The sequence below is a fragment of the Stenotrophomonas sp. Pemsol genome, assembly GCF_003586545.1.
Lineage (GTDB): Bacteria > Pseudomonadota > Gammaproteobacteria > Xanthomonadales > Xanthomonadaceae > Stenotrophomonas > Stenotrophomonas sepilia.
Genome location: NZ_CP025780.1, coordinates 164,131 through 186,714 on the forward strand (window position 1 = coordinate 164,131; position 22,584 = coordinate 186,714).

23 protein-coding genes and 1 riboswitch are annotated in these 22,584 nt (G+C 68.0%); of the genes, 11 read left to right on the forward strand and 12 right to left on the reverse strand.

What is annotated here, in order from left to right:
• The first annotated feature begins 66 nt into the window (after positions 1-66).
• The gene (locus tag PEM_RS00775; RefSeq protein WP_005415123.1) at positions 67-2,055 is read left to right on the forward strand and encodes an ATP-binding protein; all 1,989 of its coding nucleotides are present in this window, start codon (positions 67-69) and stop codon (positions 2,053-2,055) included.
• A 43-nt stretch (positions 2,056-2,098) separates the two neighbouring features.
• On the forward strand, positions 2,099-2,392 hold the full coding sequence (locus PEM_RS00780) for a DUF3247 family protein (protein WP_005415124.1): 294 nt from the start codon (positions 2,099-2,101) through the stop codon (positions 2,390-2,392).
• 70 nt (positions 2,393-2,462) lie between these two features.
• On the opposite strand, the gene PEM_RS00785 is transcribed toward PEM_RS00780, so the two are convergent.
• Entirely contained in the window at positions 2,463-2,726 is a 264-nt protein-coding gene (locus PEM_RS00785) for a hypothetical protein (RefSeq protein ID WP_005415125.1), read from the reverse strand.
• A 158-nt stretch (positions 2,727-2,884) separates the two neighbouring features.
• On the opposite strand from PEM_RS00785, the gene PEM_RS00790 reads away from it, so the two are divergent.
• The 3 genes from PEM_RS00790 to PEM_RS00800 are packed head-to-tail and all read left to right on the forward strand — an operon-like array spanning position 2,885 to position 5,327.
• The gene (locus PEM_RS00790; protein WP_111129488.1) at positions 2,885-3,949 is read left to right on the forward strand and encodes a class I SAM-dependent methyltransferase; all 1,065 of its coding nucleotides are present in this window, start codon (positions 2,885-2,887) and stop codon (positions 3,947-3,949) included.
• On the forward strand, positions 3,946-4,647 hold the full coding sequence (locus PEM_RS00795; RefSeq protein ID WP_053498050.1) for a pseudouridine synthase: 702 nt from the start codon (positions 3,946-3,948) through the stop codon (positions 4,645-4,647). The genes PEM_RS00790 and PEM_RS00795 overlap by 4 nt, the downstream gene beginning before the upstream one ends.
• Positions 4,644-5,327 (forward strand): HAD family phosphatase, encoded by a 684-nt coding sequence (locus tag PEM_RS00800; protein WP_065196188.1) that lies wholly within the window; start codon positions 4,644-4,646, stop codon positions 5,325-5,327. Before PEM_RS00795 ends, PEM_RS00800 begins: the two co-directional genes overlap by 4 nt.
• A gap of 95 nt (positions 5,328-5,422) precedes the next feature.
• On the opposite strand, the gene fabB is transcribed toward PEM_RS00800, so the two are convergent.
• A complete protein-coding gene (fabB, locus tag PEM_RS00805; RefSeq protein ID WP_005415129.1) occupies positions 5,423-6,631 on the reverse strand; it encodes a beta-ketoacyl-ACP synthase I in 1,209 nt (402 codons plus the stop codon).
• Positions 6,631-7,146: a 3-hydroxyacyl-[acyl-carrier-protein] dehydratase FabA gene (gene fabA, locus PEM_RS00810; RefSeq protein WP_005415130.1), complete on the reverse strand. Its 516-nt coding sequence runs from the start codon at positions 7,144-7,146 to the stop codon at positions 6,631-6,633. Before fabA ends, fabB begins: the two co-directional genes overlap by 1 nt.
• Positions 7,147-7,336: 190 nt before the next feature.
• Between fabA and dinB the strand changes: the two genes are divergently transcribed.
• Positions 7,337-8,431 carry a DNA polymerase IV gene (dinB, locus tag PEM_RS00815; RefSeq protein WP_111129490.1) on the forward strand — a complete coding sequence of 365 codons (1,095 nt, stop codon included), beginning with the start codon at positions 7,337-7,339 and terminating at the stop codon, positions 8,429-8,431.
• Positions 8,432-8,724: 293 nt separating this feature from the next.
• Here dinB and PEM_RS00820 read toward each other — a convergent pair whose 3' ends face one another.
• Both PEM_RS00820 and PEM_RS00825 read right to left on the reverse strand, forming a co-directional pair.
• Positions 8,725-9,636, reverse strand: coding sequence for an MBL fold metallo-hydrolase (locus tag PEM_RS00820; RefSeq protein ID WP_111129492.1), 912 nt, complete (start codon positions 9,634-9,636; stop codon positions 8,725-8,727).
• Between the two features lie 91 nt (positions 9,637-9,727).
• A complete protein-coding gene (locus PEM_RS00825) occupies positions 9,728-10,366 on the reverse strand; it encodes an NAD(P)H-binding protein (RefSeq protein WP_065186286.1) in 639 nt (212 codons plus the stop codon).
• A 108-nt stretch (positions 10,367-10,474) separates the two neighbouring features.
• Here PEM_RS00825 and PEM_RS00830 point away from each other — a divergent pair, with 108 nt between their 5' ends.
• The 3 genes from PEM_RS00830 to gph all read left to right on the forward strand — a co-directional run bounded on the left by PEM_RS00830 (position 10,475) and on the right by gph (position 12,913).
• On the forward strand, positions 10,475-11,404 hold the full coding sequence (locus PEM_RS00830; protein WP_111129494.1) for a LysR family transcriptional regulator: 930 nt from the start codon (positions 10,475-10,477) through the stop codon (positions 11,402-11,404).
• Positions 11,401-12,192, forward strand: coding sequence for a class I SAM-dependent methyltransferase (locus PEM_RS00835; RefSeq protein ID WP_005415136.1), 792 nt, complete (start codon positions 11,401-11,403; stop codon positions 12,190-12,192). The genes PEM_RS00830 and PEM_RS00835 overlap by 4 nt, the downstream gene beginning before the upstream one ends.
• Before the next feature lie 64 nt (positions 12,193-12,256).
• Complete coding sequence (gph, locus tag PEM_RS00840) at positions 12,257-12,913, forward strand: phosphoglycolate phosphatase (RefSeq protein ID WP_111129496.1); 657 nt, start codon at positions 12,257-12,259, stop codon at positions 12,911-12,913.
• Between the two features lie 98 nt (positions 12,914-13,011).
• Here gph and btuB read toward each other — a convergent pair whose 3' ends face one another.
• Positions 13,012-14,853, reverse strand: a complete 1,842-nt coding sequence (gene btuB / locus PEM_RS00845; protein WP_111129498.1) for a TonB-dependent vitamin B12 receptor — start codon at positions 14,851-14,853, stop codon at positions 13,012-13,014.
• Positions 14,854-14,968: 115 nt separating this feature from the next.
• Positions 14,969-15,192, reverse strand: a riboswitch (cobalamin riboswitch).
• A gap of 143 nt (positions 15,193-15,335) precedes the next feature.
• Here btuB and PEM_RS00850 point away from each other — a divergent pair.
• Positions 15,336-15,914 (forward strand): histidine phosphatase family protein, encoded by a 579-nt coding sequence (locus PEM_RS00850; protein ID WP_005415139.1) that lies wholly within the window; start codon positions 15,336-15,338, stop codon positions 15,912-15,914.
• A gap of 91 nt (positions 15,915-16,005) precedes the next feature.
• Here PEM_RS00850 and PEM_RS00855 read toward each other — a convergent pair whose 3' ends face one another.
• The gene (locus tag PEM_RS00855) at positions 16,006-16,368 is read right to left on the reverse strand and encodes a TfoX/Sxy family protein (protein WP_005415140.1); all 363 of its coding nucleotides are present in this window, start codon (positions 16,366-16,368) and stop codon (positions 16,006-16,008) included.
• The gene (locus tag PEM_RS00860) at positions 16,365-16,847 is read right to left on the reverse strand and encodes a GAF domain-containing protein (RefSeq protein WP_004140850.1); all 483 of its coding nucleotides are present in this window, start codon (positions 16,845-16,847) and stop codon (positions 16,365-16,367) included. The genes PEM_RS00855 and PEM_RS00860 overlap by 4 nt, the downstream gene beginning before the upstream one ends.
• A 68-nt stretch (positions 16,848-16,915) precedes the next feature.
• Between PEM_RS00860 and bioD the strand changes: the two genes are divergently transcribed.
• Positions 16,916-17,608 carry a dethiobiotin synthase gene (gene bioD, locus PEM_RS00865; protein ID WP_095379311.1) on the forward strand — a complete coding sequence of 231 codons (693 nt, stop codon included), beginning with the start codon at positions 16,916-16,918 and terminating at the stop codon, positions 17,606-17,608.
• Between the two features lie 64 nt (positions 17,609-17,672).
• Here the strand turns inward: bioD and PEM_RS00870 are convergent, their stop codons facing one another.
• The 4 genes from PEM_RS00870 to msrB form a co-directional block, all read right to left on the reverse strand.
• Positions 17,673-19,121, reverse strand: coding sequence for a PLP-dependent aminotransferase family protein (locus PEM_RS00870; RefSeq protein WP_111129500.1), 1,449 nt, complete (start codon positions 19,119-19,121; stop codon positions 17,673-17,675).
• 242 nt (positions 19,122-19,363) lie between these two features.
• Positions 19,364-20,101 (reverse strand): peptide-methionine (S)-S-oxide reductase MsrA, encoded by a 738-nt coding sequence (gene msrA / locus PEM_RS00875; RefSeq protein ID WP_032953890.1) that lies wholly within the window; start codon positions 20,099-20,101, stop codon positions 19,364-19,366.
• 14 nt (positions 20,102-20,115) lie between these two features.
• Positions 20,116-21,885 carry a cytochrome c biogenesis protein CcdA gene (locus PEM_RS00880; protein WP_111129627.1) on the reverse strand — a complete coding sequence of 590 codons (1,770 nt, stop codon included), beginning with the start codon at positions 21,883-21,885 and terminating at the stop codon, positions 20,116-20,118.
• 2 nt (positions 21,886-21,887) lie between these two features.
• Complete coding sequence (msrB, locus tag PEM_RS00885; protein ID WP_005415145.1) at positions 21,888-22,460, reverse strand: peptide-methionine (R)-S-oxide reductase MsrB; 573 nt, start codon at positions 22,458-22,460, stop codon at positions 21,888-21,890.
• Positions 22,461-22,584: the final 124 nt, after the last annotated feature.

Below are 22,584 nucleotides of genomic sequence, written 5' to 3' on the forward strand. Positions count from 1 at the left end.
GTGCCTCCAACCTGGCCTGCACAGACACCCTTGTCCACACTGCCGCCCCTCGTGGAGCGCCCACCGATGACGGTGCCGGCGCCCGAACCCGACCTGCATCATGGCGTGCTTGAGCGCATCAACGCCGGTTTCTGCGTGATCCAGGTGCTGTTCGAGGGTGATCGTGCGGTCGACTACCGCTTCATCGAGGTCAACGATGCCTTCGAGCGCCACACCGGGCTGAAGGATGCGCGTGGAAAGCGCATGACGGCGCTGGAGCCCGGCCATGAGCAGGACTGGTTCCGCATCTATGGCGAGGTCGCACGCAGCGGCCGCCCGGCCCAGTTCGAGATGGAGGCGCGTGCGCTGGGCCGCTCGTTCGCGGTGGATGCGGTGCGCGTGGGCCGGCCGGGCGAGGACAAGGTCGGCATCCTGTTCTTCGACATCACCGCACGCAAGCAGATGGAAGTGGAGCTGGGCGAAAGCGAAGCCCGCTTCAGTGCGCTGGCCGACGGCCTGCCGATGCCGGTGTGGGTCTTGGACGAGCGCGGCCATGCCCGTTTCGTCAACAGTGCCTTCAGCGAGTTCTTCGGCGGTGACGAGACGCGCGTGCCGGAGGACGTCTGGCGCGGCCTGGTGCATCCGGACGACGCATCGGTCTTCGAGTATGAACTGCAGGAAGCATTGAAGGCGCAGCGCTCCATGCATGCGCTGGTGCGCGCACGCCGTGCCGATGGCCAGTGGCGCTGGCTGGAGATGAACGCCCGCCCGCGCTTCTCGCGCATGGGCCGCTTCATCGGCCTGGCCGGCAGCAGCCCGGACGTGACCGAACGCCGCGAGATCGAGCTGGCCCGCGAGGAACTGCTGCAGTCCGAGCGTGCCGCGCGCAGTGCTGCGGAAAACATGGCGCGGCTGAAGGATGAATTCCTGGCCACGCTGTCGCATGAGCTGCGTACGCCGTTGACTACCATCCTCGGCTGGAGCGAATTGCTTCTGCAGCGCGTGGACAACACCAGTCCGCTGTACAAGGGCCTGAACGTGATCGCCAACAGCGCCGGTGCGCAGAAGCGGCTGATCTCGGACATGCTCGACCTCAGCAGCATGCTGCTGGGCAAGGTGCAGCTGGAGGTGGAAGTGCTGGACCTGTGCGCGGTGCTGGGTGAGGCGATCGGCGCGCAGGAACTGGTGGCCGAAGGCAAGGCGCTGGACGTGCACCTGCAGCTGCCCACGCAACCCAGCCTGGTGCTGGGCGACGCCACGCGCCTGCAGCAGGTGTTCTGGAACCTGCTCTCGAACGCGATCAAGTTCACCCCGGCTGAAGGCCGCATCGACCTGCAGCTGCGGGCTGACGGCAACTACTGGGAGATCACCGTGCGTGACAGCGGTGATGGCATCGCACCCGAATTCCTCAATCATCTGTTCAGCCGCTTCCGCCAGGCCGACGGCACCACCACCCGCCGCCATGGCGGCCTGGGCCTGGGCCTTGCGATCGTGCAGCAGCTGGTGGAACTGCATGGTGGCACGGTCACTGCGGCCAGCGAGGGCCACGGCCACGGCGCGACCTTCACCGTGCGCCTGCCCCAGCATGTTCCCGATGCCGAACGGCGGCCGCTGCGTGAAGTGATCAGCGGGCCGATCCTGGAGCCGGTGATCGTCGAGCCGTATCCGCTGCGCGGCATGCATGTGCTGGCGGTGGAAGACCAGCCGGAAGTGCTGGAGTACTTGCGGCGCATGCTGGAAGAGCAGGGCGCCAGCGTGTCTGCGGCCAGTTCGGCCGGCGAAGCGCTGGCACTGCTGGCCGACACCGGCCACCTGCAATACCACGTGCTGCTGACCGACATCGGCATGCCGGGCATGGATGGCTATGGGCTGGTGCGCACGCTGCGCGAGGACATGGGCGTGGATGCGGCGACCTTGCCTGCGGTGGCGGTGACTGCACTGGCGCGTGCCGACGACCGCCGCCGCGCGCTGGCGTCGGGCTTCCAGGAGCATGTGGCCAAGCCGTACTCGGTAGCGCAGCTGGTGGCTGCCGTGCGCAAGGTGCAGGTGCCGCGCGCGGACAGCGCGCTGCACTGAACATTCACGGCCGATCGGCGACCCTGCAGTCAGGAGGTCGCCGATGTCCCGTATAGCTCCACGTATCCACACCGATCCGGCGCAGATTGCGCGCCTGGAAGCCCTGCTGCCGCAGCTGGATGGCGAAACGCAGGTGGAACTGATTCTGCACGATGGCCGCCGCCTGCTCGGCACGGTGGCGGTGAGGCCAACCGTGCAGCAATACCGCAACGAGGCCGGCGACGAAGGCAGCAACGGCCAGTTGCGCCTGGATGACTACGACACGCCGGTGCAGCAGCACCACGTGTGGCTGGATGAAATCGCCAGCATCAACCGCCTGCCACCCAAGGCGCCTTGATCGGATGTAGAGCCGAGCCCACGCTCGGCTGCACCGTCGCCCGAGCGTGGGCTCGGGCGCTACCGGTGTGTCAATGCTCGAACAACGTCGGCGTCGCCTCGAATCGGCGTGCGTACGCCCGCTCCTCTGCAACCCTCGCCACCTCGTCATCGGCCAGGTCCGGTGCCCCATAGACGGCGTAGGCAACGCTGCCGTCGGCACCATGACCGATCTGATGCAGCCGGTAGCGCGAGTGGCCGCCGCCGGTGTCCTCGGGGTAGTGCACGGGCGGATGGCTGCCTTCCAGGTCCATTTCACTGTTGTCGACCACGCCACCGACGAACAAGGCTCGCATGCAGGTTCTCCTGGGTTTTCGGGGGGAGCCTCTACCCTGAACGTTTCAATGTTTCTGGCGGATCAAGGCCCCGTTCGGGTTTCGCAAAGCGGGCCGCCGGGGCCGGCCCGGCCAAGCCGGTACAATGGACGGCCCTCACGCTTGAAGTACCCGCGCCGATGGCCTCCAGCGACGACGCCCCCCTGCAGACCCTGCTCCTGCCGTTCTCCCAAGGCGCCCTGCGCTGGCCTGAGGGCCCGGTGGCCTTCCTGCGTGCCCGCGATGGCTGGCCATTGCGCGAAGTGGCCGGCGATCGCGAGGTGCATTGCGAACAGAGCTTCGCCCCGTTCGCGCAACCGCTGCAGCAGGCTGCCGGCTGGACCGTCAGCGGGCAGCTGGATGACGTGGCCGGCAAGGGCCGCTACCCGTTGGTGCTGGTGCTGCCGCCGCGCCAGCGCGAAGAAGCCCGTGCGCTGTTCGCCCGTGCGCTGGCGCTGGTCGCCGACGGCGGCCGCATCGTTGCCTGCCAGTCCAACAACGAAGGTGCGCGTTCGGGCGAGGGCGACCTCAAGCAGTTGGCCGGTCTCGGTGGCTGCCTGACCAAGAACCACTGCCGCGTGTACTGGACCGCCCCGCTGCAGGGCCAGCACGACGTTGACCTGGCCAAGCGCTGGTCGGCGCTGGATGCGGTGCGCCCGATCGTGGGCGGTCGCTTCCTCAGCCGCCCGGGCGTGTTCGCCTGGGATCGCATCGATCCGGCGTCGGCGCTGCTGGCCGAGCACCTGCCGGCCGACCTGGCCGGACGCGCCGCCGACCTCGGCGCCGGCTACGGCTACCTGTCGCGCGAACTCCTGGAACGCTGCCCGAAGATCACCGCGCTGGACCTGTACGAGGCCGAGCAGCGCGCACTGGCGCTGGCCGAGCTCAATCTGGCGCCGCTACCGCGCCCGCTGCCGCTGCGCTTCCTGTGGCAGGACGTCACCGCCGGCATCGAGCCGGGCTACGACGTCATCATCAGCAACCCGCCGTTCCACACGCCGTCGCGCGCTGACCGCCCGGACATCGGCCAGCGCTTCATCGCCGTGGCTGCGCAGGCATTGCGCCCGGGCGGGCGCCTGTACGTGGTGGCCAACCGCCACCTGCCTTACGAGCACACCCTCAACGACAGCTTCGGCGCGGTGCGCGTGGTCGCCGAACGCGACGGTTTCAAGCTGGTGGAAGCCGTGAAGGGGAAGGGCAAGTGAAGCTGGTCAAGCACATCGCCAACCTGGGCTATGGCAGCCGCAAGCAGGTGCAATGGATGTTCCGCGAAGGCCGCGTCACCGACGCCGATGGCGAGGTGCTGTATGCCGACGACCAGGTGCCGCATGACGCCATCCGGGTCGATGGCGAGCCGCTGGACCCACCGCCGGGGCTGTCGATCGCGCTGCACAAGCCGGCCGGCTACACCTGTTCGACCAAGGACACCGGGCGCCTGATCTACGACCTGCTGCCGCCGCGCTTCCGCGACCGCGATCCGGTGCTGTCCACGGTCGGCCGCCTCGACCGCGAGACCAGTGGCCTGCTGTTGCTGACCGACGATGGTGGCCTGCTGCACCGGATCATTTCGCCGAAGTCGAAGCTGCCGAAAGTCTATGAGGTCGAGTTGAGCGAGGACCTGCGCGGCGACGAGGTGGCGCTGTTCGCCAGCGGCACGCTGATGCTGGAATCGGAGAAGACGCCCCTGCTGCCGGCTGAACTGGAGGTGCTGGATGCGCGCCGTGCGCGGCTGGTGCTGCACGAAGGCCGCTACCATCAGGTACGCCGCATGTTCGCCGCCACCGGCAACCACGTGCAGGCCCTGCACCGCAGCCGCGTCGGCGGGCTGGACCTGCAGGGGCTGGACGAGGGGCAATGGCGGCAGCTCACTTCCACCGACCTGGATACGCTGTTCGCTTCATGACCAACATTGCTGCGCTGCCGTTCCTCCCCGACGCCGTCATCTTCGACATGGACGGCCTGATGATCGACAGCGAGCGCGTTTCGCTGGCCTGCTGGAGCGAGGCGGCCGACGCATTCGGGCTGGGCTTGGACGAGGCGGTGTTCCTGCGCATGGTCGGCCTCGGCGACCGCGATTCGCACGCGCTGCTGCGTGCGCAGGGGATCGAGGACAGCGTGATCGAGGCGGTGGCTGCACGCTGCCATGAGCTGTACGAAGCACGCACCCAGACCGGCCTGCCGCTGCGGCCGGGCATCCTGGAACTGCTGGAGCTGTTGAAGGCGCACGCGGTACCGCGTGCGGTGGCAACCACCACGCGGCAGCCGCGGGCCAACCGCAAGCTGACGGCCGCTGGCCTGCTGCCGTACTTCGATGCGGTGATCACCAGTGGCGACGTGGCGCGGCCGAAACCGGCGCCGGATATCTACCTGCTGGCCGCGCAGCGGCTGGGCCAGGCCCCGGAACGCTGCCTGGCGCTGGAAGACTCACCGGCCGGTACGCGCGCAGCATTGGCGGCCGGCATGACCGTGATCCAGGTGCCGGACCTGGTGCATCCTGATGAAGAGCTGCGCGCACTGGGCCACCGCATCGTTGGGTCCCTGGTGGACGCGCACGCGCTGCTGCTGCCGTTGCTGCCGAAGTAAGGTAGGTGCCGACCGTTGGCCGGCACTGAGCCGAGCATGGCTCGGCTCTACATCTATTGGTGGGTGCCGACCGTTGGTCGGCACACCTGCCCCCATCACACCCGTCCGAACACCAACGCGGCGTTTGTGCCACCGAAGCCGAAGCTGTTGGACATCACCGTATCCAGTTTCTGCTCGCGGCTCTCGCGCAGGATCGGGAAGCTCTCCACCTTCGGGTCCAGCTCGCCGATGTTGGCCGAACCGGCAACGAAGCCATCGCGCATCATCAGCAGGCAGTAGATCGCCTCGTGCACGCTGGCTGCACCGAGCGAGTGCCCGGACAACGCCTTGGTCGAAGACAGCGGCGGCACTGCATCGCCGAACACTTCGCGGATCGCGTTGAGCTCGGTGACATCGCCCAGCGGGGTCGAGGTGCCGTGGGTGTTCAGGTAGTCCAGTGGGCGATCGACACCCTGCAGCGCCATCTTCATGCAGCGCACCGCACCTTCGCCGGAGGGCGCCACCATGTCGGCACCGTCGGAGGTGACGCCATAGCCGATCAGCTCGGCATGGATGTGGGCACCGCGTGCGACGGCGTGGTCGTAATCCTCCAGCACCAGCATGCCGCCACCACCGGCAATGACGAAGCCGTCGCGGTCCTTGTCGTACGGGCGCGAGGCGCTGGCCGGGGTTTCGTTGAAGCTGGTCGACAGGGCACCCATCGCATCGAACATCACACTCATCGACCAGTGCAGGTCTTCGCCACCGCCGGCGAACATGATGTCCTGCGCACCGTGCCGGATCATGTCCGCAGCGGCGCCGATGCAATGCGCCGAGGTCGCGCAGGCAGCCGACAGCGAGTAGCTGACGCCCTTGATCTGGTAGGCCGTGGCCAGGCAGGCCGAGACCGTCGAGCACATCGTGCGCGGCACCATGTATGGGCCGACCTTGCGCACGCCACGTTCGCGCAGCAGGTCGACGGCACCGATCTGCCATTCGCTGGAGCCGCCACCGGAACCGGCGATCAGGCCGGTGCGCAGGCTGCTGACCTGCTCGGGGCTGAGCCCGGCATCGGCGATGGCATCGCGCATGGCCAGGTAGGCGAAGGCCGCCGCGTCGCTCATGAAGCGCTTCTGCTTGCGGTCGATCAAGGCGTCCAGGTCGAGGTCGACGCGGCCTCCGACCTGGCTGCGCAGGCCTGCTTCGGCGTGGTCGGCCAGGGCGGTGATGCCCGAGCGTCCTTCACGCAGCGCGGCCGAAACGGTATCCAGATCATTGCCGAGGCAGGACGTGATGCCCATGCCGGTGATGACGACGCGACGCATCAGAAGCTCCCGGTTTCGGTGAACAGGCCGACGCGCAGGTCGCGCGCGCTGTAGATTTCGCGGTCGTCCACGTACATGCGGGCGTCCGACTGGGCCATCACCAGCTTGCGGTTGATGACCCGGCTGATGTCGATCTCGTAGCGTACGAGCTTGGCGTCCGGCAGTACCTGGCCGGTGAACTTCACCTCGCCACAGCCCAGCGCGCGGCCCTTGCCGGGCGCACCCAGCCAGGTCAGGAAGAAGCCGGTCAGCTGCCACATGGCATCCAGGCCCAGGCAGCCTGGCATCACCGGGTCGCCGATGAAGTGGCAGCCGAAGAACCACAGGTCCGGGCGGATATCCAGTTCGGCGCGTACCATGCCCTTGCCATGCGGTCCGCCGTCCTCGCGGATGTCGGTGATGCGGTCGAACATCAGCATCGGGTCGTTGGGCAAACGGCCGGCGGCGGTGCCGAACAGTTCACCGCGTGCGCTGGCCAGCAGCTGTTCGCGGTTGAACGCGTGGAGACGGGTCATGAAGCACAATCCTGGAAGCGGAGAACAGGGAAACAAGCGCCCGAGAATGCCCGTGGAAACTGTCCCGATCAAACATTTCAACCGTACGCAACCGTAGTGTTTTCAAGGGAATACGCGCATCCTGTTGATGTGCAACGACCATACTTCGGCGTGTGGCCCACCCGGCCCGGCCCCGCCTTTTCCACCTGACATGACCCGACTGCGCAAGATCATCCACGTTGACATGGACGCGTTCTACGCGTCGGTGGAGCAGCGCGACGATCCGTCACTGCGCGGCAAGCCGGTGGTTGTGGCATGGCGCGGCGCACGCTCGGTGGTGTGCGCGGCATCGTACGAAGCACGCGTGTTCGGCGTGCGTTCGGCCATGCCGGCAGTGCGGGCCGAACGCCTGTGCCCGGATGCGATCTTCGTGCCGCCCGACTTCGCACGTTACAAGGCGGTGTCACGCCAGGTGCGCGAGATCTTCCTGCGCCACACCGACCTGGTTGAGCCGTTGTCGCTGGACGAAGCCTACCTGGACGTGACCGAGCCGAAGAGCGGCATCGAACTGGCTACCGATATCGCCCGTACCATCCGCATGCAGATCCGTGAGGAGACCAACCTGACTGCTTCAGCCGGGATCGCGCCGAACAAGTTCCTGGCCAAGATCGCCTCGGACTGGCGCAAGCCCGATGGCCAGTTCGTGATTCCGCCGCAGCGGGTGGACGCCTTCCTGCTGCCGTTGCCGGTGAGCCGGGTGCCTGGCGTCGGCAAGGTGATGGAAGGCAAGCTGGCCGCGCGCGGCATCGCCACCTGCGGCGACCTGCGGCAGTGGGCACTGATCGATCTGGAAGAAGCGTTCGGCAGTTTCGGCCGCAGCCTGTACAACCGCGCACGCGGCATCGACGAGCGGCCGGTGGAACCGGACCAGCAGGTGCAGTCGATTTCCTCGGAGGACACCTTCGCCGAAGACCTGCTGCTGGAAGACCTGGGCGAGGCGATCGTGCAGTTGGCGGAGAAGACCTGGAATGCCACACGCAAGACCGAACGTGTCGGCCATACCGTGGTGCTGAAGTTGAAAACCGCGCAGTTCCGCATTCTCACCCGCAGCTTCACCCCGGAACGTCCGCCGGAGTCGATGGAAGAACTGCGCGACATCGCACTGGCCCTGCGCGCCCGCGTCGACCTGCCAGCGGAGACGCGCTATCGGCTGGTGGGTGTCGGGCTGGGCGGCTTCCGCGAAAAGGAACCGGTGGTGCAGGGGGAGTTGTTCGAGCACGACATGATCAATCCCACAGATACCTAATCATCAAATAGTGGGGTCAGAGCCCGTTACGCAGCAACGGGCTCTGACCCCGTGCCGACCAACGGTCGGCACCCACCATCAGCAGCAGGTTCCGACAGATAGCGGGAAACTGTCGAAGGCGGGGTGGGTCCGGTTGCGGGGGCGTGAGCCGCATGGATGCGGCGACCGAGCTTACATGGACGTACTTGCAGCGCCCCCCGCAACCGGACCCACCTCGCCTTCCCACCGATAGCCAGCTGTTGCTGTTGCCTCTGCAGGTGCAGGGCGCAGCCCTGCAAAAGAAAACTCCCACCTCATGGCCACTGCATCTCGCCCTTGGCCACCTTCGCACTCAGCTCCAGCGACGCCACGCCGGCCAGCGTCGGGTAGCGCGCCTGCATCGCCTTCACCAGTGCCGCGCTGTCCTTGGCCTTGGCCGCCTCGGCGTCGAACGCGCGGATGTAGTCCGCAGTGAAGCGCAGCGCACTGGCATCCAGCGCCGCACCCGGCGCGTAATGCCCCGGTACCACCACCTTCGGCTTCAGTGCCTGCAACCGCTGCAGGGTCTGCAGCCAGTCAGTGTGCGACTTCGTCGTCTGCGTGTCGGCCATCCACACGTGCTCACCGGCCACCACCGGAATGCCACCGACGATCGCACGCAGCGACGGCACCCACAGCACCGTGCGGTCCGGGGTCGGGCCGTCCAGGCCGATCAGCGGCAGGCGCTGACCTTCCAGCTGCAGGGCATCACCGTCCAGCACCTGCGGCACCACGATGCGCGCGGGCACGTCGGCACCCATCTTCGGTCCCCAGTAGGCCAGCTTGCCGGCCCGGGTCTGCTGGATGTGGGCGACGGTCTGCGCAGTGGCGACGATGCGTGCCTGCGGGAAGGCATCCTGCAGGGTGGCCAGGCCGAAGTAGTAGTCCGGATCGCCGTGGCTGATGTAGATCGTGGTCAGCTGCTTGCCACTGGCGCGGATCAGTTCGACCAGCTTGCGTGCGTCGCTGGCGCCGAACTGCGCGTTGACCAGGATCGCGTCATGGCGGCCTTCGATCAGTACCGAGGATACCGAGAACATCGCCTGCGGGCCGGGATGGAAGGTCTGCAGGTGCAGCTGGGATTTCGTCGCCGCCGTCGGCGCCGTGGTGGCCGGTGCGGCCAGCAGCGGCGCACTGGTGAAGCTGGCGGCCAGGGCGAGGGGAAGCAGCAGGGCAGCGGTACGCATGGGAATTCCTTGTGTAGAGCCGGGCCAATGCCCGGCTGCATGTTCGCGTAGAGCCGAGCGCGGGCTTGGCTCTACAAGGGGCGTAGCTGGATCAGTACGCGGCGGTGATGATCTGCTTCGGGTAAGCGTGCGCTTCCAGCTCGGCGACGAAGGCGGCGCCGTAGTCGGCGTAGCTGATGCGGCTGTGGCCACTGGCGTCGGCGAGGAAGGCCTTGGGCTGCACGCGGTACTGGCCGCGCTCTTCACCCGGGCCGATTTCGGCGGCCGGCGAGAAGAAGGTCCAGTCCAGGTCGTCCACTGCCTGCAGGCGATTGAAGGCTTCACGATGGGCCAGCGCGTACGGCTTGTAGGCTTCCGGGAAGTTGGGGGTATCGACCAGCTGCACGCCCGGCGCGACTTCCAGGCTGCCAGCGCCACCCACCACCACCAGGCGCGGTACGCCGGCCTTGCGCGCGGCGGCCGCCAGCTGCGCGGCGATCTCGCCCACGCGGCCGATGTCGTCGCCCGGGCGCGGGCCGTAGGCGCTGGCCAGTACGTCGTGGCCCGCGATGGCGGCGACCAGCGCGTCCTGGTCATCCAGCGAGGCGATCACCGGATGGGCGCCGGCCAGTTCGGCCGGGAGGTCCTGCGCGCTGCGCACGATGACGGTGAGTTCGTGGCCGTGGGCCAGCGCGTGGCGGGCGATCTGGCGGCCGATGTTGCCGGTGGAACCAACGAGGGCGATCTTCATGGCAGGACTCCGTGGGGCGATGTGGGCTGGGAATGGGGCCACTCTAGGCTGCTGCAGTCGCTCGAAAAACAGCGTATAACGCGCTTGTTTGTTGCGTGGATCGAGCATATGGACCGATTGACCGCCATGACCGTGTTTGTCGAGGTGGCCGAGCGCGGCAGCCTCACCGCCGCCGCGGAAGTGCTGGACATGTCGCGGGCGATGGTCAGCCGCTACCTGGCCGAGGTCGAGGGCTGGCTGGGTGCACGCCTGCTGCACCGGACCACGCGCCGGGTCAGCCTGACCGGCCCGGGCGAGGCGGCGTTGGCGCGCTTCCGGCAGATGCTGGCGATCGGCGAAGAACTGCAGGGCGAGCTGGCCAGTGATGATCCCGAGCCGCACGGTACGCTGCGCGTGACCGCCAGCGTGTCGTTCGGGCAGAGCCACCTGGCACGGGCGGTGGCCGGTTTCGTCGCGCGCCATCCGGCGGCGCGCATCGAGCTGCTGCTGGTCGACCGCACGGTGAACCTGGTCGAGGAGCGCGTGGACCTGGCCGTGCGCATCGCGCGCCAGATCGACCCCAGCCTGATCGCGCGGCGGCTGGCCACCTGCCGCTCGGTGCTGTGCGCGACGCCGTCGTACCTGCAGGCGCGTGGCACGCCGACCGCGCCGGAGCACCTGGCCGCGCACAACTGCCTGACCCACCACTACGTCGGCAAGAGCCTGTGGCAGCTTCACCGCGATGGCCGTTCGCTGTCGGTGGCGGTGGGCGGCAACATCAGCGCCAACGATGCCTCGCTGCTGCTGGAGGCGGTACGCGCCGGTGCCGGGATCGCCATGCTGCCGACCTACCAGGTGGCGCCACTGCTGCGCAGCGGCGAGCTGATCGAACTGCTGCCCGGATTCAGTCTGGACGAGCTCGGCATTCATGCCGTGTACGCGTCACGGCGCCAGCAGCCCGCTATCATGCGGCGATTCCTGGATTACCTGGCCGAGTGTTTCGCCAGCCCGGCCTTCCAGGATCTCGATTGGCGCCCACCGGGCAAGGAGAACACATGAACCATGGACAGGCCTTGATCGACCACAACCGTGCTGCCTGGGACCGCCAGGCCAGCGAAGTGCGCGAATGGTCGCGCCCGGTGGAGAGTTCAACCATTGCCGCCGCGCGCGAAGGCCGCTGGCAGGTGCACCTGACCCCACGCGCGCTGCCACTGGACTGGCTGGGCGACGTGCGCGGCCGTCGCATCCTGTGCCTGGCTTCGGGCGGCGGCCAGCAGGCACCCGTGCTGGCCGCTGCGGGCGCCGACGTCACCGTGTTCGACCTGTCCGACGGGCAGCTGGAACAGGACCGCAGGGTCGCTGCGCGCGACGGCCTGCAGCTGCGCACGGTGCAGGGCGACATGCGCGACCTGCACGTATTCGCCAATGACAGCTTCGACGTGGTGTTCCATCCGATCTCCAACCTGTACGTACCCGACGTGCGCCCGGTGTGGACCGAATGCCGCCGCGTGCTGGCGCGCGATGGCATGTTGATGGCCAGCTTCTACAACCCGGTGCTGTTCGTCGGTGCACGTGATCCGCAGCTGGATGCACAGGGTTTGATCCGGCCGCAGTACGCCATTCCCTATTCGGACCTGGAAGACCTGCCCGCCGCAGAGCGTGAGGCGAAACTCGCGCGCGGTGATGCGCTGACCTTTGGCCACAGCCTGACCGAACTGATCGGCGGGCAGCTGGATGCAGGCTTCGTGATTGATCGGTTCATGGAAGACTGGCAGCCGAAGCCACGCTTCCTGATCGACCGTTACCTGCCCACCTTTCTGGCCACCCGCGCACGCAGGATCGGCTGAGGCGGATCCCGGGGGAAAAGCGCGGCGTACAATGGACGGCCCCACGTTGTACAGGCGTCGTCCCTTGTCGTATCCCTATCCGCTGGTCGTATTCGATCTCGATGGCACGCTGGTCGACAGCGCATCTGACATCGCCGAAGCGCTGAACCGCACGCTGGAAGCCATCGGCATGGCACGGGTGCCGGAAGCCACCGTGCTCGGCTGGATCGGCGACGGTGTGCGCCGCCTGGTCGAACAGGCCGTGCACGCCGCCGGTCGTGAGGTCGACCTGGCCGAGGTCATGCCGGTGTTCATGGTGCACTACCGTGTATGCCTGCTGCGCAGCCCGCGCCTGTTCGATGGCGTGGCCGACGCACTGGCGCAGCTGCGCGCGCGCGCCGTGCCACTGGCGATCTGCACCAACAAGCCCGAAGCACTGGTGCCGCCGCTGCTGCAGCACCTGGGCATCGGTGATGCGTTCGCGCTGGTACTGGGCGGCGATTCACTGCCGCAGCGCAAGCCCAGCGGTGAGCCGCTGCGGCATATCGCTGCGCACTTCGGGCTGCCGGTCGATGCCTGCCTGATGGTGGGTGATTCGCTGACCGACTACCGCGCCGCCGAAGATGCGGGCATGCCGATCGCGCTGGTCCGCTACGGCTACCCGCGCGGTCTGGACCTGGCCACCGCGCATGCGGTGGCGGTGATCGATGACCTGCGTGAACTGCCGGGGTTGCAGGGCTGACGCAGGGGTAGTGCCGGCCGCCGGCCGGCAACCCGGAATGCGTTGCCGAAGGTCATGATGTTGCCGGCCAGCGGCCGGCACTACCATGACCGTCGCGATCATTTCGGCTGGTAACGCACGCTCACCTGGTACTCACGACCGGGCTGGTTGAACCACGCCACGGTCTCGTATCGTCGGTCGAACACGTTGGCGGCACGCGCCAGCAGCGACCACGACGGCGTCAGCGCGTACTCGGCGCGCAGATCCAGCGTGCCGTAACCCGCCACCTTCACCGCGTTGGCGGCATCGTCATAGCGCTTGCCCGCTCCCTGAACCGTCAGGCCTGCGCGGAAGGCCCCGAAACGTCGATCGAGGTCCAGGCGCGCGGTCTGCTGTGCACGACGCGGCAGCCAGTTGTCGAACTGGGTGCTGCCGCCGGTGCGGTTGCGTGGGTCGGTGTAGCTCAGCTGGGCGTTGATGTCGAAGCCGGCCAGCAGCACGCCACCGGTCAGTTCGGCACCGCGGATGCGCGCCTTCTCCACCTGCTGCATCCTGAAGGTCGCCGCATCGTAGGTGATCAGATCATCGATGCGGGTTTCATAGACGTCCAGGCCCCAGTGCCAGCCCTGTCCCTGCTGCGAAACGCCCAGGTTGGTGCTCTTGGACTTCTCCGGGTTCAACGTCGGCACACCGCTCCACGGGTCGTACAGGTCGCTGAAGGTCGGCGCCTTGAACGCAGTGCCGTAACTGGCATTGACACGCAGGCCGTGGCCGAGCTCCATCGCCCAGCCGAGGCTGCCGGTGGCGTGGTTGCCGAACTGCTGGTTGTCGTCGTTGCGCGCGCTGGCCTGCAGCTGGTGGCGGCCGAAGCGTCCCTGGTACTGCACGAACACGCCGGTGTTGCGGCGGCTGTCGACCCGATATCCGGCACTGCTGCCATCCAGGTTGTCTTCGCTCCAGTCCACGCCGGTGCTCAGCAGCTGGCCTTCGGCCAAGGCGAAGTCACCCTGCAGCGAGGCACTGTCGCGGTGGGTCTGAGCGCTGCCACGGGCACCGAAGTCACCAAAGTTGTCCGACTCGTTGTCACTGCGCCCGACATTGGCGGTGAACGCCAGGCGTTCGGACGGGGTGTAGCGCACCTTGCCGGCCAGCACCTGCTGGCGGGTTTCCGAATAGTTGTAGTAGCCGTCGTAATGGTTCTTTCCGTCGGCACGCAATGCACTGCCTTCTACGTTCCATTGGTCGTTGAAGGTGTAGCCACCGCGCAGGCTCTTGGACAGGTTGCGGTAGCCATCGCGGTCATGTTCGTCGGCAAAGCAGCCGGTGAACAGCGTTGCCGAGCCGCGGCAGGTATCGATGCCATCGGAATGCTGGTAGGCGATGTCGGCGCCGAACCAGCCGCGTTCGGTCCCGCCGCCGATCCCGCCGCTGGCTTCGCGCAGGCCGTTGCTGCCGCCACCGAGCTGGAAGTGCGGGGCGAAATCACCCTGGTTGCGGCGGGTGAAGATCTGGATCACGCCGCCAATGGCATCGGCGCCGTACAGGCTCGACTGCGGGCCACGCACGATTTCCACGCGCTCGATCTGCGCCAGCGGCAGGTCCTGGTACATCGCCAGGCCGAGGTCGGCACTGTTGATGCGCACGCCGTCGACCAGCACCACGGTGTGGCCCGAGTTGGTGCCGCGCAGGAACAGCGAGCTCTGCTTGCCGAGCCCGCCGGCATTGGTCAGGTTGATGCCGGCGCGGCCGCGCAGCAGTTCCTGCAGCGAGGTGGCCTGGCTGGATTCGATCTGCGCGCGGTCGATCACCTGAGCCGGCGCGATGCTGTCCTGCAGGGCGATCGGGGTGCGCGTGGCGGTGACCAGGATCTGGTCGAGCGCGGTGGTGTCATCGGCGGCCTGTGCCAGCGCGGGCAGGGCGGCCAGTACGGCCAGGGACAGCATTCGGGACTGCAGCTTCATGGGGGGACTCCAGGTGCCACGCACGCCCGCGTGGCGAAGGGGAGGAGCCGCGAAGGCAGGCACGCGCCGATGCCGCAGCGCACGCCACGGTCATCCAGCGCCATGCCCACCGCATCGCGACCTGAGGCTTCCGGGCCGGTCTCCGGGCTTGCCGCCGGGTGGCGCGAGGCCACCGTCCAGGCGCCTTCCCATGCCTGCGGCACAGTGGCGGTGTTGCCTGGAACTGACGTGCTTACCGTTGCGGGGGCAGCGCCGGCCTGGCGTGGAATCACGCGTCACCGGCTTCCCGTTTCAACCTGCCGGCCACGGCCGCAGGTCACCTGGAAGTGCGCGCAGTCTACGGCATCGCAGGCCGTCCCGTTGCGTCGCGCCTGCGCGGCTGCCTTTGCTGTGCCTTTAGAATGGTTGCTCGATCCCGTGGTGCCGTTACCGATGTCTGCCCGTTCTCCGTTGTACCTGCGTCGCCCGTCCGGGACGCACGCATGATCCTCGACCTCGTCCGCCATGCCGGCAACGGTCGCGATGAGTTCCTTGATGGCCGCAGCGATCCACCGCAGCTGGCCGGCCTGCCGCAGGAGCTGGTCGAGGCCTATGCCGAGCAACGCTGGGAGCGGGTGATCAGTTCACCGCGGTTGCGCGCCCTGCACACGGCGATGGCGCTGGCCACCCCACGCGGGCTGGACGTCGAAGCGGACGAGGAATGGGAAGAACTGGATTTCGGCGATTGGGACGGGCAGTCGCTGTTCGACCTGCCGGAAGATGCGCTGGCCGCCTTCCACGCCGATCCGCATGCGTTCCCGCCGCCGAACGGCGAGAGCTGGGGGCATTTCGAGCGGCGTATCGCGCGCGCGCTGGATCGCCTGCTCGATGATGATGATCCGGTGCCGACGCTGGTGGTCAGCCATGGTGGCCCGCTGCGCATGGTGTTGTCGCAGGTCTGCGGCCTGCCGATGTCGCTGTGCTGGGCCCTGCGCATCGACCACGGCACGCGCCTGCGGGTGTGGCTGGAGCGGGGCGAGGTCGGGCTGGTGGGCGAGCTGCTGGAACTGCAGCAGCCGTAGTCCATCGGTAGTGCCGGCCGCTGGCCGGCAGCCTCAGGAACGTTGCAAGGATCACGCAGTTGCCGGCCAGCGGCCGGCACTACCGGTGCAGTCAATCCTCGTCCGCGCGCTCGGCCACGTTGTCCTCGGCCTCATCGTCGGCATCGAAGCGCTGCTCATGCACCGGGCCCGACGCCGGGCCGGCCGCCTTCAGCGGATGCGCGGCGATGCGCGCTTCGTAGTCCTGCACCAGCGCTTCACGCTGCGGCTCGCTCAGCTCCTGCCAGTGGCAGTCCAGCAATGCGCCTTCCAGCGAGTACAGCAGGTTCAGGCTGGGCTTGAAGCCGGCCCGCTTGACCTTGACGAAGGCGCCAACTGCGCCGATCGCAACCAGGTCCTCGCGGCTGCGCAGCCCGACCTGGCGCAGCCACGCTGCACTCTTCGGGCCGATGTTGCGCAGCTTCGGTGCGCTCATCCCAGTGCCTCGACGAACACGCGGGCGATGGCTTCCAGGCCGGCCTGATCGTCGGCGTCGAAGCGGCCGACCTTCGGGCTGTCGATATCGAACACGCCGATCAGTTCATCGCCGCGCAGCAGCGGCACCACCAGCTCCGAACGCGAGGCCGAATCGCAGGCGATGTGGCCGGGGAAGGCATCGACGTCGTCCACGCGCTGGGTTACGCGCTGGCTGGCGGCGGCACCGCACACACCCTTGTCCAGCGGGATGCGCACGCAGGCCGGCAGGCCCTGGAACGGGCCGACCACCAGTTCCTTGCCGTCATACAGGTAGAAGCCCACCCAGTTCAGGTCGGGCAGGGCGTGATAGACCAGTGCGGAGAGGTTGGCCGCGTTGGCGATGCGGTCGGACTCGGCGTAGACCAGGCCACGGGCCTGTTCCAGCAGCTGGGCGTATTGTTCCGGCTTGCTGCCGGTGAGCGAGGCATTGGCGAACATGCCTGCAGTCTAGCAAGTGCACCGGGCCGGCGATAATGCACACACTGTTGCCCTGTTGGAGCCCATCGATGCCGTTGCCCGCTACGCTGCCGCCCGCCCTGTTCGTTACCGGCACCGACACCGAAATCGGCAAGACCGCGGCCAGCACCGCGCTGCTGCATGCACTGCGCCAGCGTGGCCTGCGCGCGGTGGGCATGAAGCCGGTGGCCAGCGGCAGCGAGGACCTGGGGCAGGGCCTGCGCAACGAGGACGCGCTGGCGCTGCAGGCGGCCAGCTGGCCGGTGCCTGACTATGCCGACCTGAATCCCTATGCGCTGCGGCAGCCACTGGCACCGGAGCTGGCCGCTGCCGAGGACGGCGTGCAGGTGGAGCTGGCGCCGATCGTGGCCGCGTTCGAACGCCTGCGCGCGAAGGCCGATATCGTCGTGGTGGAGGGCGTGGGCGGTTGGCTGGCGCCGGTCTCGGCCACGCTGGACCAGCTCGACCTGGTGCGTGCGCTGCAGCTGCCGGTGCTGCTGGTGGTGGGCATGCGGCTGGGCTGCGTCAATCACGCGCGGTTGACTGCGCAATCACTGCAGGCCAGCGGCGTGGACTGCCTGGGCTGGATCGGCAACCACATCGACCCGGCGATGCAGCGCCAGGACGAGAACATCGCCACGCTGCAGCAGCGCCTGCCGATGCCGTGCTGGGGACGGCTGCCGCATCTGCCGAATGCCAGTGGTGAAGTGCTGGCGGCGCACCTGCTCGACGACCTGGGGTAGTGCCGGCCGCTGGCCGGCAACCTCGATGAATTACGTCCGTGCAGTTGCCGGCCAGCGGCCGGCACTACCGTGCTGCAGCTGCCAGCTCCCGCGCGATCGCACCCAGCCGTTCCATCGCACCGATGAAGCGCGCATCCAGGCTCTGGCAGCACGACAGCCGCAGGCAGTGGCGATAGCGCGCACCACGCGAATAGACCTGGCCGGGCATGAACACGATGTCCTCCTGCAACGCTCGCTCGAACAGCTCGCGCGTGTCCACGCCCGGCAGTTCCAGCCACAGCAGGAATCCGCCCTGTGGTTCGGTGGCGCGGGTGCCTGCCGGGAAATGCTCGGCTACCAGCTGGCGCAGCCGTCCCACCTGTTCGCGGTACAGGCGGCGCATGCGATGCAGATGGTGCTCGTAGCTGCCTGCTTCCAGATACGCGGCCACCGCATCGCCGAGCAGCTGCGGCTCGCCGCCGGTGGACTGGAACTTCAGCAGCGCGATGCGCTCTGCGAAGCGACCGCCATCCAGCCAGCCGATGCGGTAATCCGGCGCCAGTGTCTTTGAGAAGCCACCGACCACCATCACCCAGCCATCGCGATCGAAGGCTTTCAGCAAGGGTGCCGGCGGCTCGCAGAACTGCAGCTCGGCGTACACCGCATCCTCGATCAGGGGCAGCTGCCGTGCGTTGACCAGCTCGGCCAAGCGTTGTTTGGCGGCGGTCGGCATGGTGCAGCCGAGTGGGTTGTGCACGGTCGGCATCACCACCAGTGCGGCCAGCGGCGTGTGCTCCAGCAGCGCATCCAGTGCATCCACATCCAGTCCGTGCTGCGGGTGGGTGGGCAACTCGATGGCCTGCAGGCCGAGGTTGGCCAGCAACGGATACAGGTTGAAGTAGGACGGCGCCTCGATGCCCACCGCATCACCGGGCTGGGTGACCGCGCGCAATGCCAGCTGCAGGGCTTCCATCGCACCATGGGTCAGCAGGAGTCGCTCGGCGTGGGTGTGCAGGCCCATGCGCGGACTGCGGCGCACGATCTGCGCCAGCAGCCGCGGTGAACCATTCGGGCGCGCGTAGGTCTCCACCGTCTGTTGGCCATGGCGCAGTACCTGCGCGGTGTGCTTGGCCAACTGCGCGCCGGGGTAGAACTGGCGACCACGCGGGCCGGCGAAGGCCAGGTCGACCACACCCGGCCGGCGCTGCGCTTCCAGCACGCGCGCCATCAGCACCTGCTGCAGCGGTGCGGTGGGTGCCGAGGGCGCATCGCGCAATGATCGTTCCGGCACCGACAGCCGCGGCGCCACCTCGAAGCCGGCCTTGGGCCGCGGAATGACCAGGCCGGCATCTTCCAGCTGGCGATAGGCGGCGATCACCGTGTTGAGGCTGAGCCTGCGCTGCGACGCCATCTGCCGCAGCGAGGGCAGGCGGCTGCCGACCGGAAGGCGACCGCCGTGGATGGCCTCGGCCAGTTCGTCGGAGAGCCGCTGGTAGCGTGGAGGGATCATCGTGGCCTGGTCATCTGTATCCATCGAACATCCCGCCATCTGGTTCTGTACCCATGATGATGGCGAGCCTAGCATGTCGTCGTCGGCCGGGCCTGATCGGGGCGTGGCCGGCGCATTCCAAGCGCACGGCGGGACCGCCGTGCGTCTTTTTTTGTGTGTAGAGCCGAGCCCACGCTCGGCTGCTTTTCCGCCAACAGCAGCCGAGCGAGGGCTCGGCTCTACAGAAGCGCAGCGCCGAGCACCGATCAGCCCCAGGGCAAATGCCGTCAGCGCATCGGCACCAGCACCGCCTCGCGCCGGTACAGCGCCGGGAACTGCCTGGCCAGGGCCGCCAGCTTCGGTGCGTCGTAGTAGCGGATGTAGGCGGCCTGCGGGTAGTTGGTCATGTAGTTCTGGTGGTAGCTCTCGGCCGGATAGAAGCGCTGGCCGCTGACCAGCTGGGTGACGATCGGTGCGCGGTAGCTGCCGGCCTGGCCGAGCTGGGCGATGTAGGCACGGCTGGCCGCCTGCTGGCGGGCGTCATCACTGAAGATCGCCGAGCGATACTGGCTGCCGTGGTCCGGACCCTGGCGGTTGAGCTGGGTCGGGTCGTGCGCGACCGAGAAGAACACCTGCATCAGCTGTCCATAGCTGACCTGGCGCGGGTCGTAGTCAATCTTTACAGCTTCGGCATGGCCGCTCTGTCCACCGCTGACGCGCTCATAGCGCGCATTGGCTGCACTGCCACCGATATAGCCGGACACCGCATTGCTCACGCCCTTGACGTGCTGGAACACGCCCTGCACGCCCCAGAAGCAACCGCCGGCAAACACCACGCTGGCGTGGGTGGCGTCATCGCGGAACGCCGCATCGCCGGTGGGGGCCGGTAGTGCCTGGATCTGCGCGCTGGCTTCGACCGGCGCCGCAGCCGCACCGTGATCGACCAGCAGCACCCCGGCAATCAATGCCATGGCCACCAGGCCGGCCACACCGGCGGCGATGCCCTGTTCAAAGGAGAGTTTCATCATGTGCTCCCGGTTCAACCGAAGGTGAAGGCATAGGCCTGCACGCCCGCATCGAGGAATTCGATCTCGAAGCGATGCGGACCGACCGTGCCGCGCTGGCGTACCAGCTGGTACAGGCGATGCTCGTCGACCACGCCACTGCCATCGGCGCCGACATCACTACCGGCATCGGCGGCGGGCAGCGCCTTGCCATCCAGCCAGACGCGGAAGCGCACCGGCCTGCCGTCGCGGCTGGGCGCCAGCACCAGGTGCAGGTCGCGCGCATGGAACTGGAAGGCAATGCGGCCACCGGCCTGCTGCAGCTGTGCGGCTTCATCGGTGACGGTCCAGCGCCCCGACAGTCCCCACTGGTTCAGCGCCAGGGTCGTCGGCAAGGAGTAGTCGGACGCGGCATCACTGCGCTGCCCGCCGGGCGAGGCGAACTGTTCGGCGCGGGCGTGGCCCAGATACGTTTCCGGCGAGCGCAGGTTGCCCATGTCGGCCTGCACGGCCACGCCTTTCAGGTCGGCGGCCGCAGGATCGGCAGGCGGCGGCAGGTTGGCCTGCCCGGCTTCGGTCAGCAGGCGACGGATCATCTGTTCCGAACGCGCGTAGCTGCCTTCGCCGAACTGGTGGCCGCGGATGTTGCCCTGCGCATCAACGAAGTACTGCGCCGGCCAGTAGCGGTTGTTGAACGCGCGCCAGATCGTGTACTGGTTGTCGAGCGCCACCGGGTACTCGACCTTCAGCTGCTGCACCGCCTTCATCACGTTGCGCGGGTCACGCTCGAAGGCGAACTCCGGCGTGTGCACGCCGATCACCACCAGGCCGTGGTCGCGGTAGCGGCGCTCCCATTCGTGAACGAACGGCATCGCACGCAGGCAGTTGATGCAGGAGTAGGTCCAGAAATCGACCAGTACCACCTTGCCGCGCAGCTGCTGGACCGTCAGCGGTGGGCTGTTGAGCCAGCCGGTGGCCCCGTCCAGCGTGGGCAGGGTGCCTTCGACCGGCAGCGGTGCATCGCCAGCGGCGTCGGCACCGGCCATCATCATCATCGGTGGTACCGCCGGCTGCGCGCCGGGTACCGCGTCCAGCAGGCCCTGCTCGATACGCGCGGTGCTGAGCGTGGAAAGACGGGTCAGCAGGCCGGTATCCCAGCCCAGGCCGATCGCTACCACCGCCAGCAGGGCGGCCACGCCCAGCACCTTGCGCAGTGCATCGCCGAGTCCAAGCCGCGCCTGCAGCGCACGGAACACCCGGCCGCCCACCCACACCGCCAATGCCAGCGCGGTGATCGCGCCCAGCGCATACGCCAGCAGCAGTGCACTGGTACCCACGCTGGCACCATGCAGGGCGGCACCGGTCAGCACCAGGCCGAGGATCGGACCGGCGCATGGCGCCCACAGCAGGCCGGTGGCGATGCCGATCAGCAGCGAGGTCCACGCGCCGCCGCGCCCAGCGGCATCCGCGGCATCGGCGCGCGCGCTCAGACGGGCACCCACGCGCTGGAACGGCGCCAGCAAATGGTCGGCCAGTCGTGGCCACAGCAGGGCGACCGCGAACAGTGCCATCAGCAGCAGGGCGATCCAGCGCCCGACCTGGTTGGCCTGTGCCACCCATTGGCTGCCCACTGCGGCCAGGCTGGCAACCACGGTGAAGGTGAGCGCCATGCCCAGCAGCAATGGCAGCGTGCTGCGCAGGAACGGACGATCGGCACGCGCGAACACGAACGGAAGCACCGGCAGGATGCAGGGACTGAGCAGGGTCAGCGCGCCCCCCAGATAGGCAAGCAGCAACAGCAGCATCGTCAGGCTCCGGAAACAGGGGAAGAACCGACCGGCACCCGCCAGCCGTCGGCAGTGCCATCCGTGGCGCCGGGAACGAACACCATCGCTGCACCGTTCATGCAGTAGCGCAGCCCGGTCGGGCGTGGGCCATCGTTGAACACATGGCCGAGGTGGCCGCCACAGCGACGGCAGTGCACCTCCACCCGCAGCATCCCGAAGGTAACGTCGCGGTCTTCGCCGATGGCGTTGTGCAGCGGCGCCCAGAAGCTGGGCCAGCCGGTGCCGCTCTCGAACTTGGTGGAGGAGGAAAACAGCGGCAGCGCACAGCCGGCACACGCGAAGGTGCCCTGGCGGTGTTCCTTGTTGAGCGGGCTGCTCCACGGCCGTTCGGTGGCCTGCTGGCGCAGCACCGCGTACTGCGCCGGGGTCAGGCGCTGGCGCCAGTCGGCATCGCTGTGCATGACCTCGAACTGTCGCGACGGGCGCGCTTCGGCGGCGGCTGGGGCGGCGCGGCTGCAGGCCCCCAGGCCGAGCAGGCCGGCGGCGGTGGCAACACCTCCGAGGCCCAGCAGATGGCGGCGGGACAAGGACATGGCGGACTCCGGGAAGGGGGTGACGGGGCCATGCTGCGCCCGCCCGGGTCAACGAATCCTCACGCAGGATTCAATTTTTCGTGAGGTATCGGCGGCCGTCCCGCGCCACAATGCAACCCGCCTC

Excerpts from the sequence above, each read along its gene's own strand:
- PEM_RS00775 (WP_005415123.1), top strand. The coding sequence starts at position 67 with ATGACGGTGCCGGCGCCCGAACCCGACCTGCATCATGGCGTGCTTGAG.
- PEM_RS00780 (WP_005415124.1), top strand. The coding sequence starts at position 2,099 with ATGTCCCGTATAGCTCCACGTATCCACACCGATCCGGCGCAGATTGCG.
- PEM_RS00785 (WP_005415125.1), bottom strand. The coding sequence starts at position 2,726 with ATGCGAGCCTTGTTCGTCGGTGGCGTGGTCGACAACAGTGAAATGGAC.
- PEM_RS00790 (WP_111129488.1), top strand. The coding sequence starts at position 2,885 with ATGGCCTCCAGCGACGACGCCCCCCTGCAGACCCTGCTCCTGCCGTTC.
- PEM_RS00800 (WP_065196188.1), top strand. The coding sequence starts at position 4,644 with ATGACCAACATTGCTGCGCTGCCGTTCCTCCCCGACGCCGTCATCTTC.
- fabB (WP_005415129.1), bottom strand. The coding sequence starts at position 6,631 with ATGCGTCGCGTCGTCATCACCGGCATGGGCATCACGTCCTGCCTCGGC.
- fabA (WP_005415130.1), bottom strand. The coding sequence starts at position 7,146 with ATGACCCGTCTCCACGCGTTCAACCGCGAACAGCTGCTGGCCAGCGCA.
- dinB (WP_111129490.1), top strand. The coding sequence starts at position 7,337 with ATGACCCGACTGCGCAAGATCATCCACGTTGACATGGACGCGTTCTAC.
- PEM_RS00820 (WP_111129492.1), bottom strand. The coding sequence starts at position 9,636 with ATGCGTACCGCTGCCCTGCTGCTTCCCCTCGCCCTGGCCGCCAGCTTC.
- PEM_RS00825 (WP_065186286.1), bottom strand. The coding sequence starts at position 10,366 with ATGAAGATCGCCCTCGTTGGTTCCACCGGCAACATCGGCCGCCAGATC.
- PEM_RS00830 (WP_111129494.1), top strand. The coding sequence starts at position 10,475 with ATGGACCGATTGACCGCCATGACCGTGTTTGTCGAGGTGGCCGAGCGC.
- PEM_RS00835 (WP_005415136.1), top strand. The coding sequence starts at position 11,401 with ATGAACCATGGACAGGCCTTGATCGACCACAACCGTGCTGCCTGGGAC.
- btuB (WP_111129498.1), bottom strand. The coding sequence starts at position 14,853 with ATGAAGCTGCAGTCCCGAATGCTGTCCCTGGCCGTACTGGCCGCCCTG.
- PEM_RS00850 (WP_005415139.1), top strand. The coding sequence starts at position 15,336 with ATGATCCTCGACCTCGTCCGCCATGCCGGCAACGGTCGCGATGAGTTC.
- PEM_RS00855 (WP_005415140.1), bottom strand. The coding sequence starts at position 16,368 with ATGAGCGCACCGAAGCTGCGCAACATCGGCCCGAAGAGTGCAGCGTGG.
- PEM_RS00860 (WP_004140850.1), bottom strand. The coding sequence starts at position 16,847 with ATGTTCGCCAATGCCTCGCTCACCGGCAGCAAGCCGGAACAATACGCC.
- bioD (WP_095379311.1), top strand. The coding sequence starts at position 16,916 with ATGCCGTTGCCCGCTACGCTGCCGCCCGCCCTGTTCGTTACCGGCACC.
- PEM_RS00870 (WP_111129500.1), bottom strand. The coding sequence starts at position 19,121 with ATGGATACAGATGACCAGGCCACGATGATCCCTCCACGCTACCAGCGG.
- msrA (WP_032953890.1), bottom strand. The coding sequence starts at position 20,101 with ATGAAACTCTCCTTTGAACAGGGCATCGCCGCCGGTGTGGCCGGCCTG.
- PEM_RS00880 (WP_111129627.1), bottom strand. The coding sequence starts at position 21,885 with ATGCTGCTGTTGCTGCTTGCCTATCTGGGGGGCGCGCTGACCCTGCTC.
- msrB (WP_005415145.1), bottom strand. The coding sequence starts at position 22,460 with ATGTCCTTGTCCCGCCGCCATCTGCTGGGCCTCGGAGGTGTTGCCACC.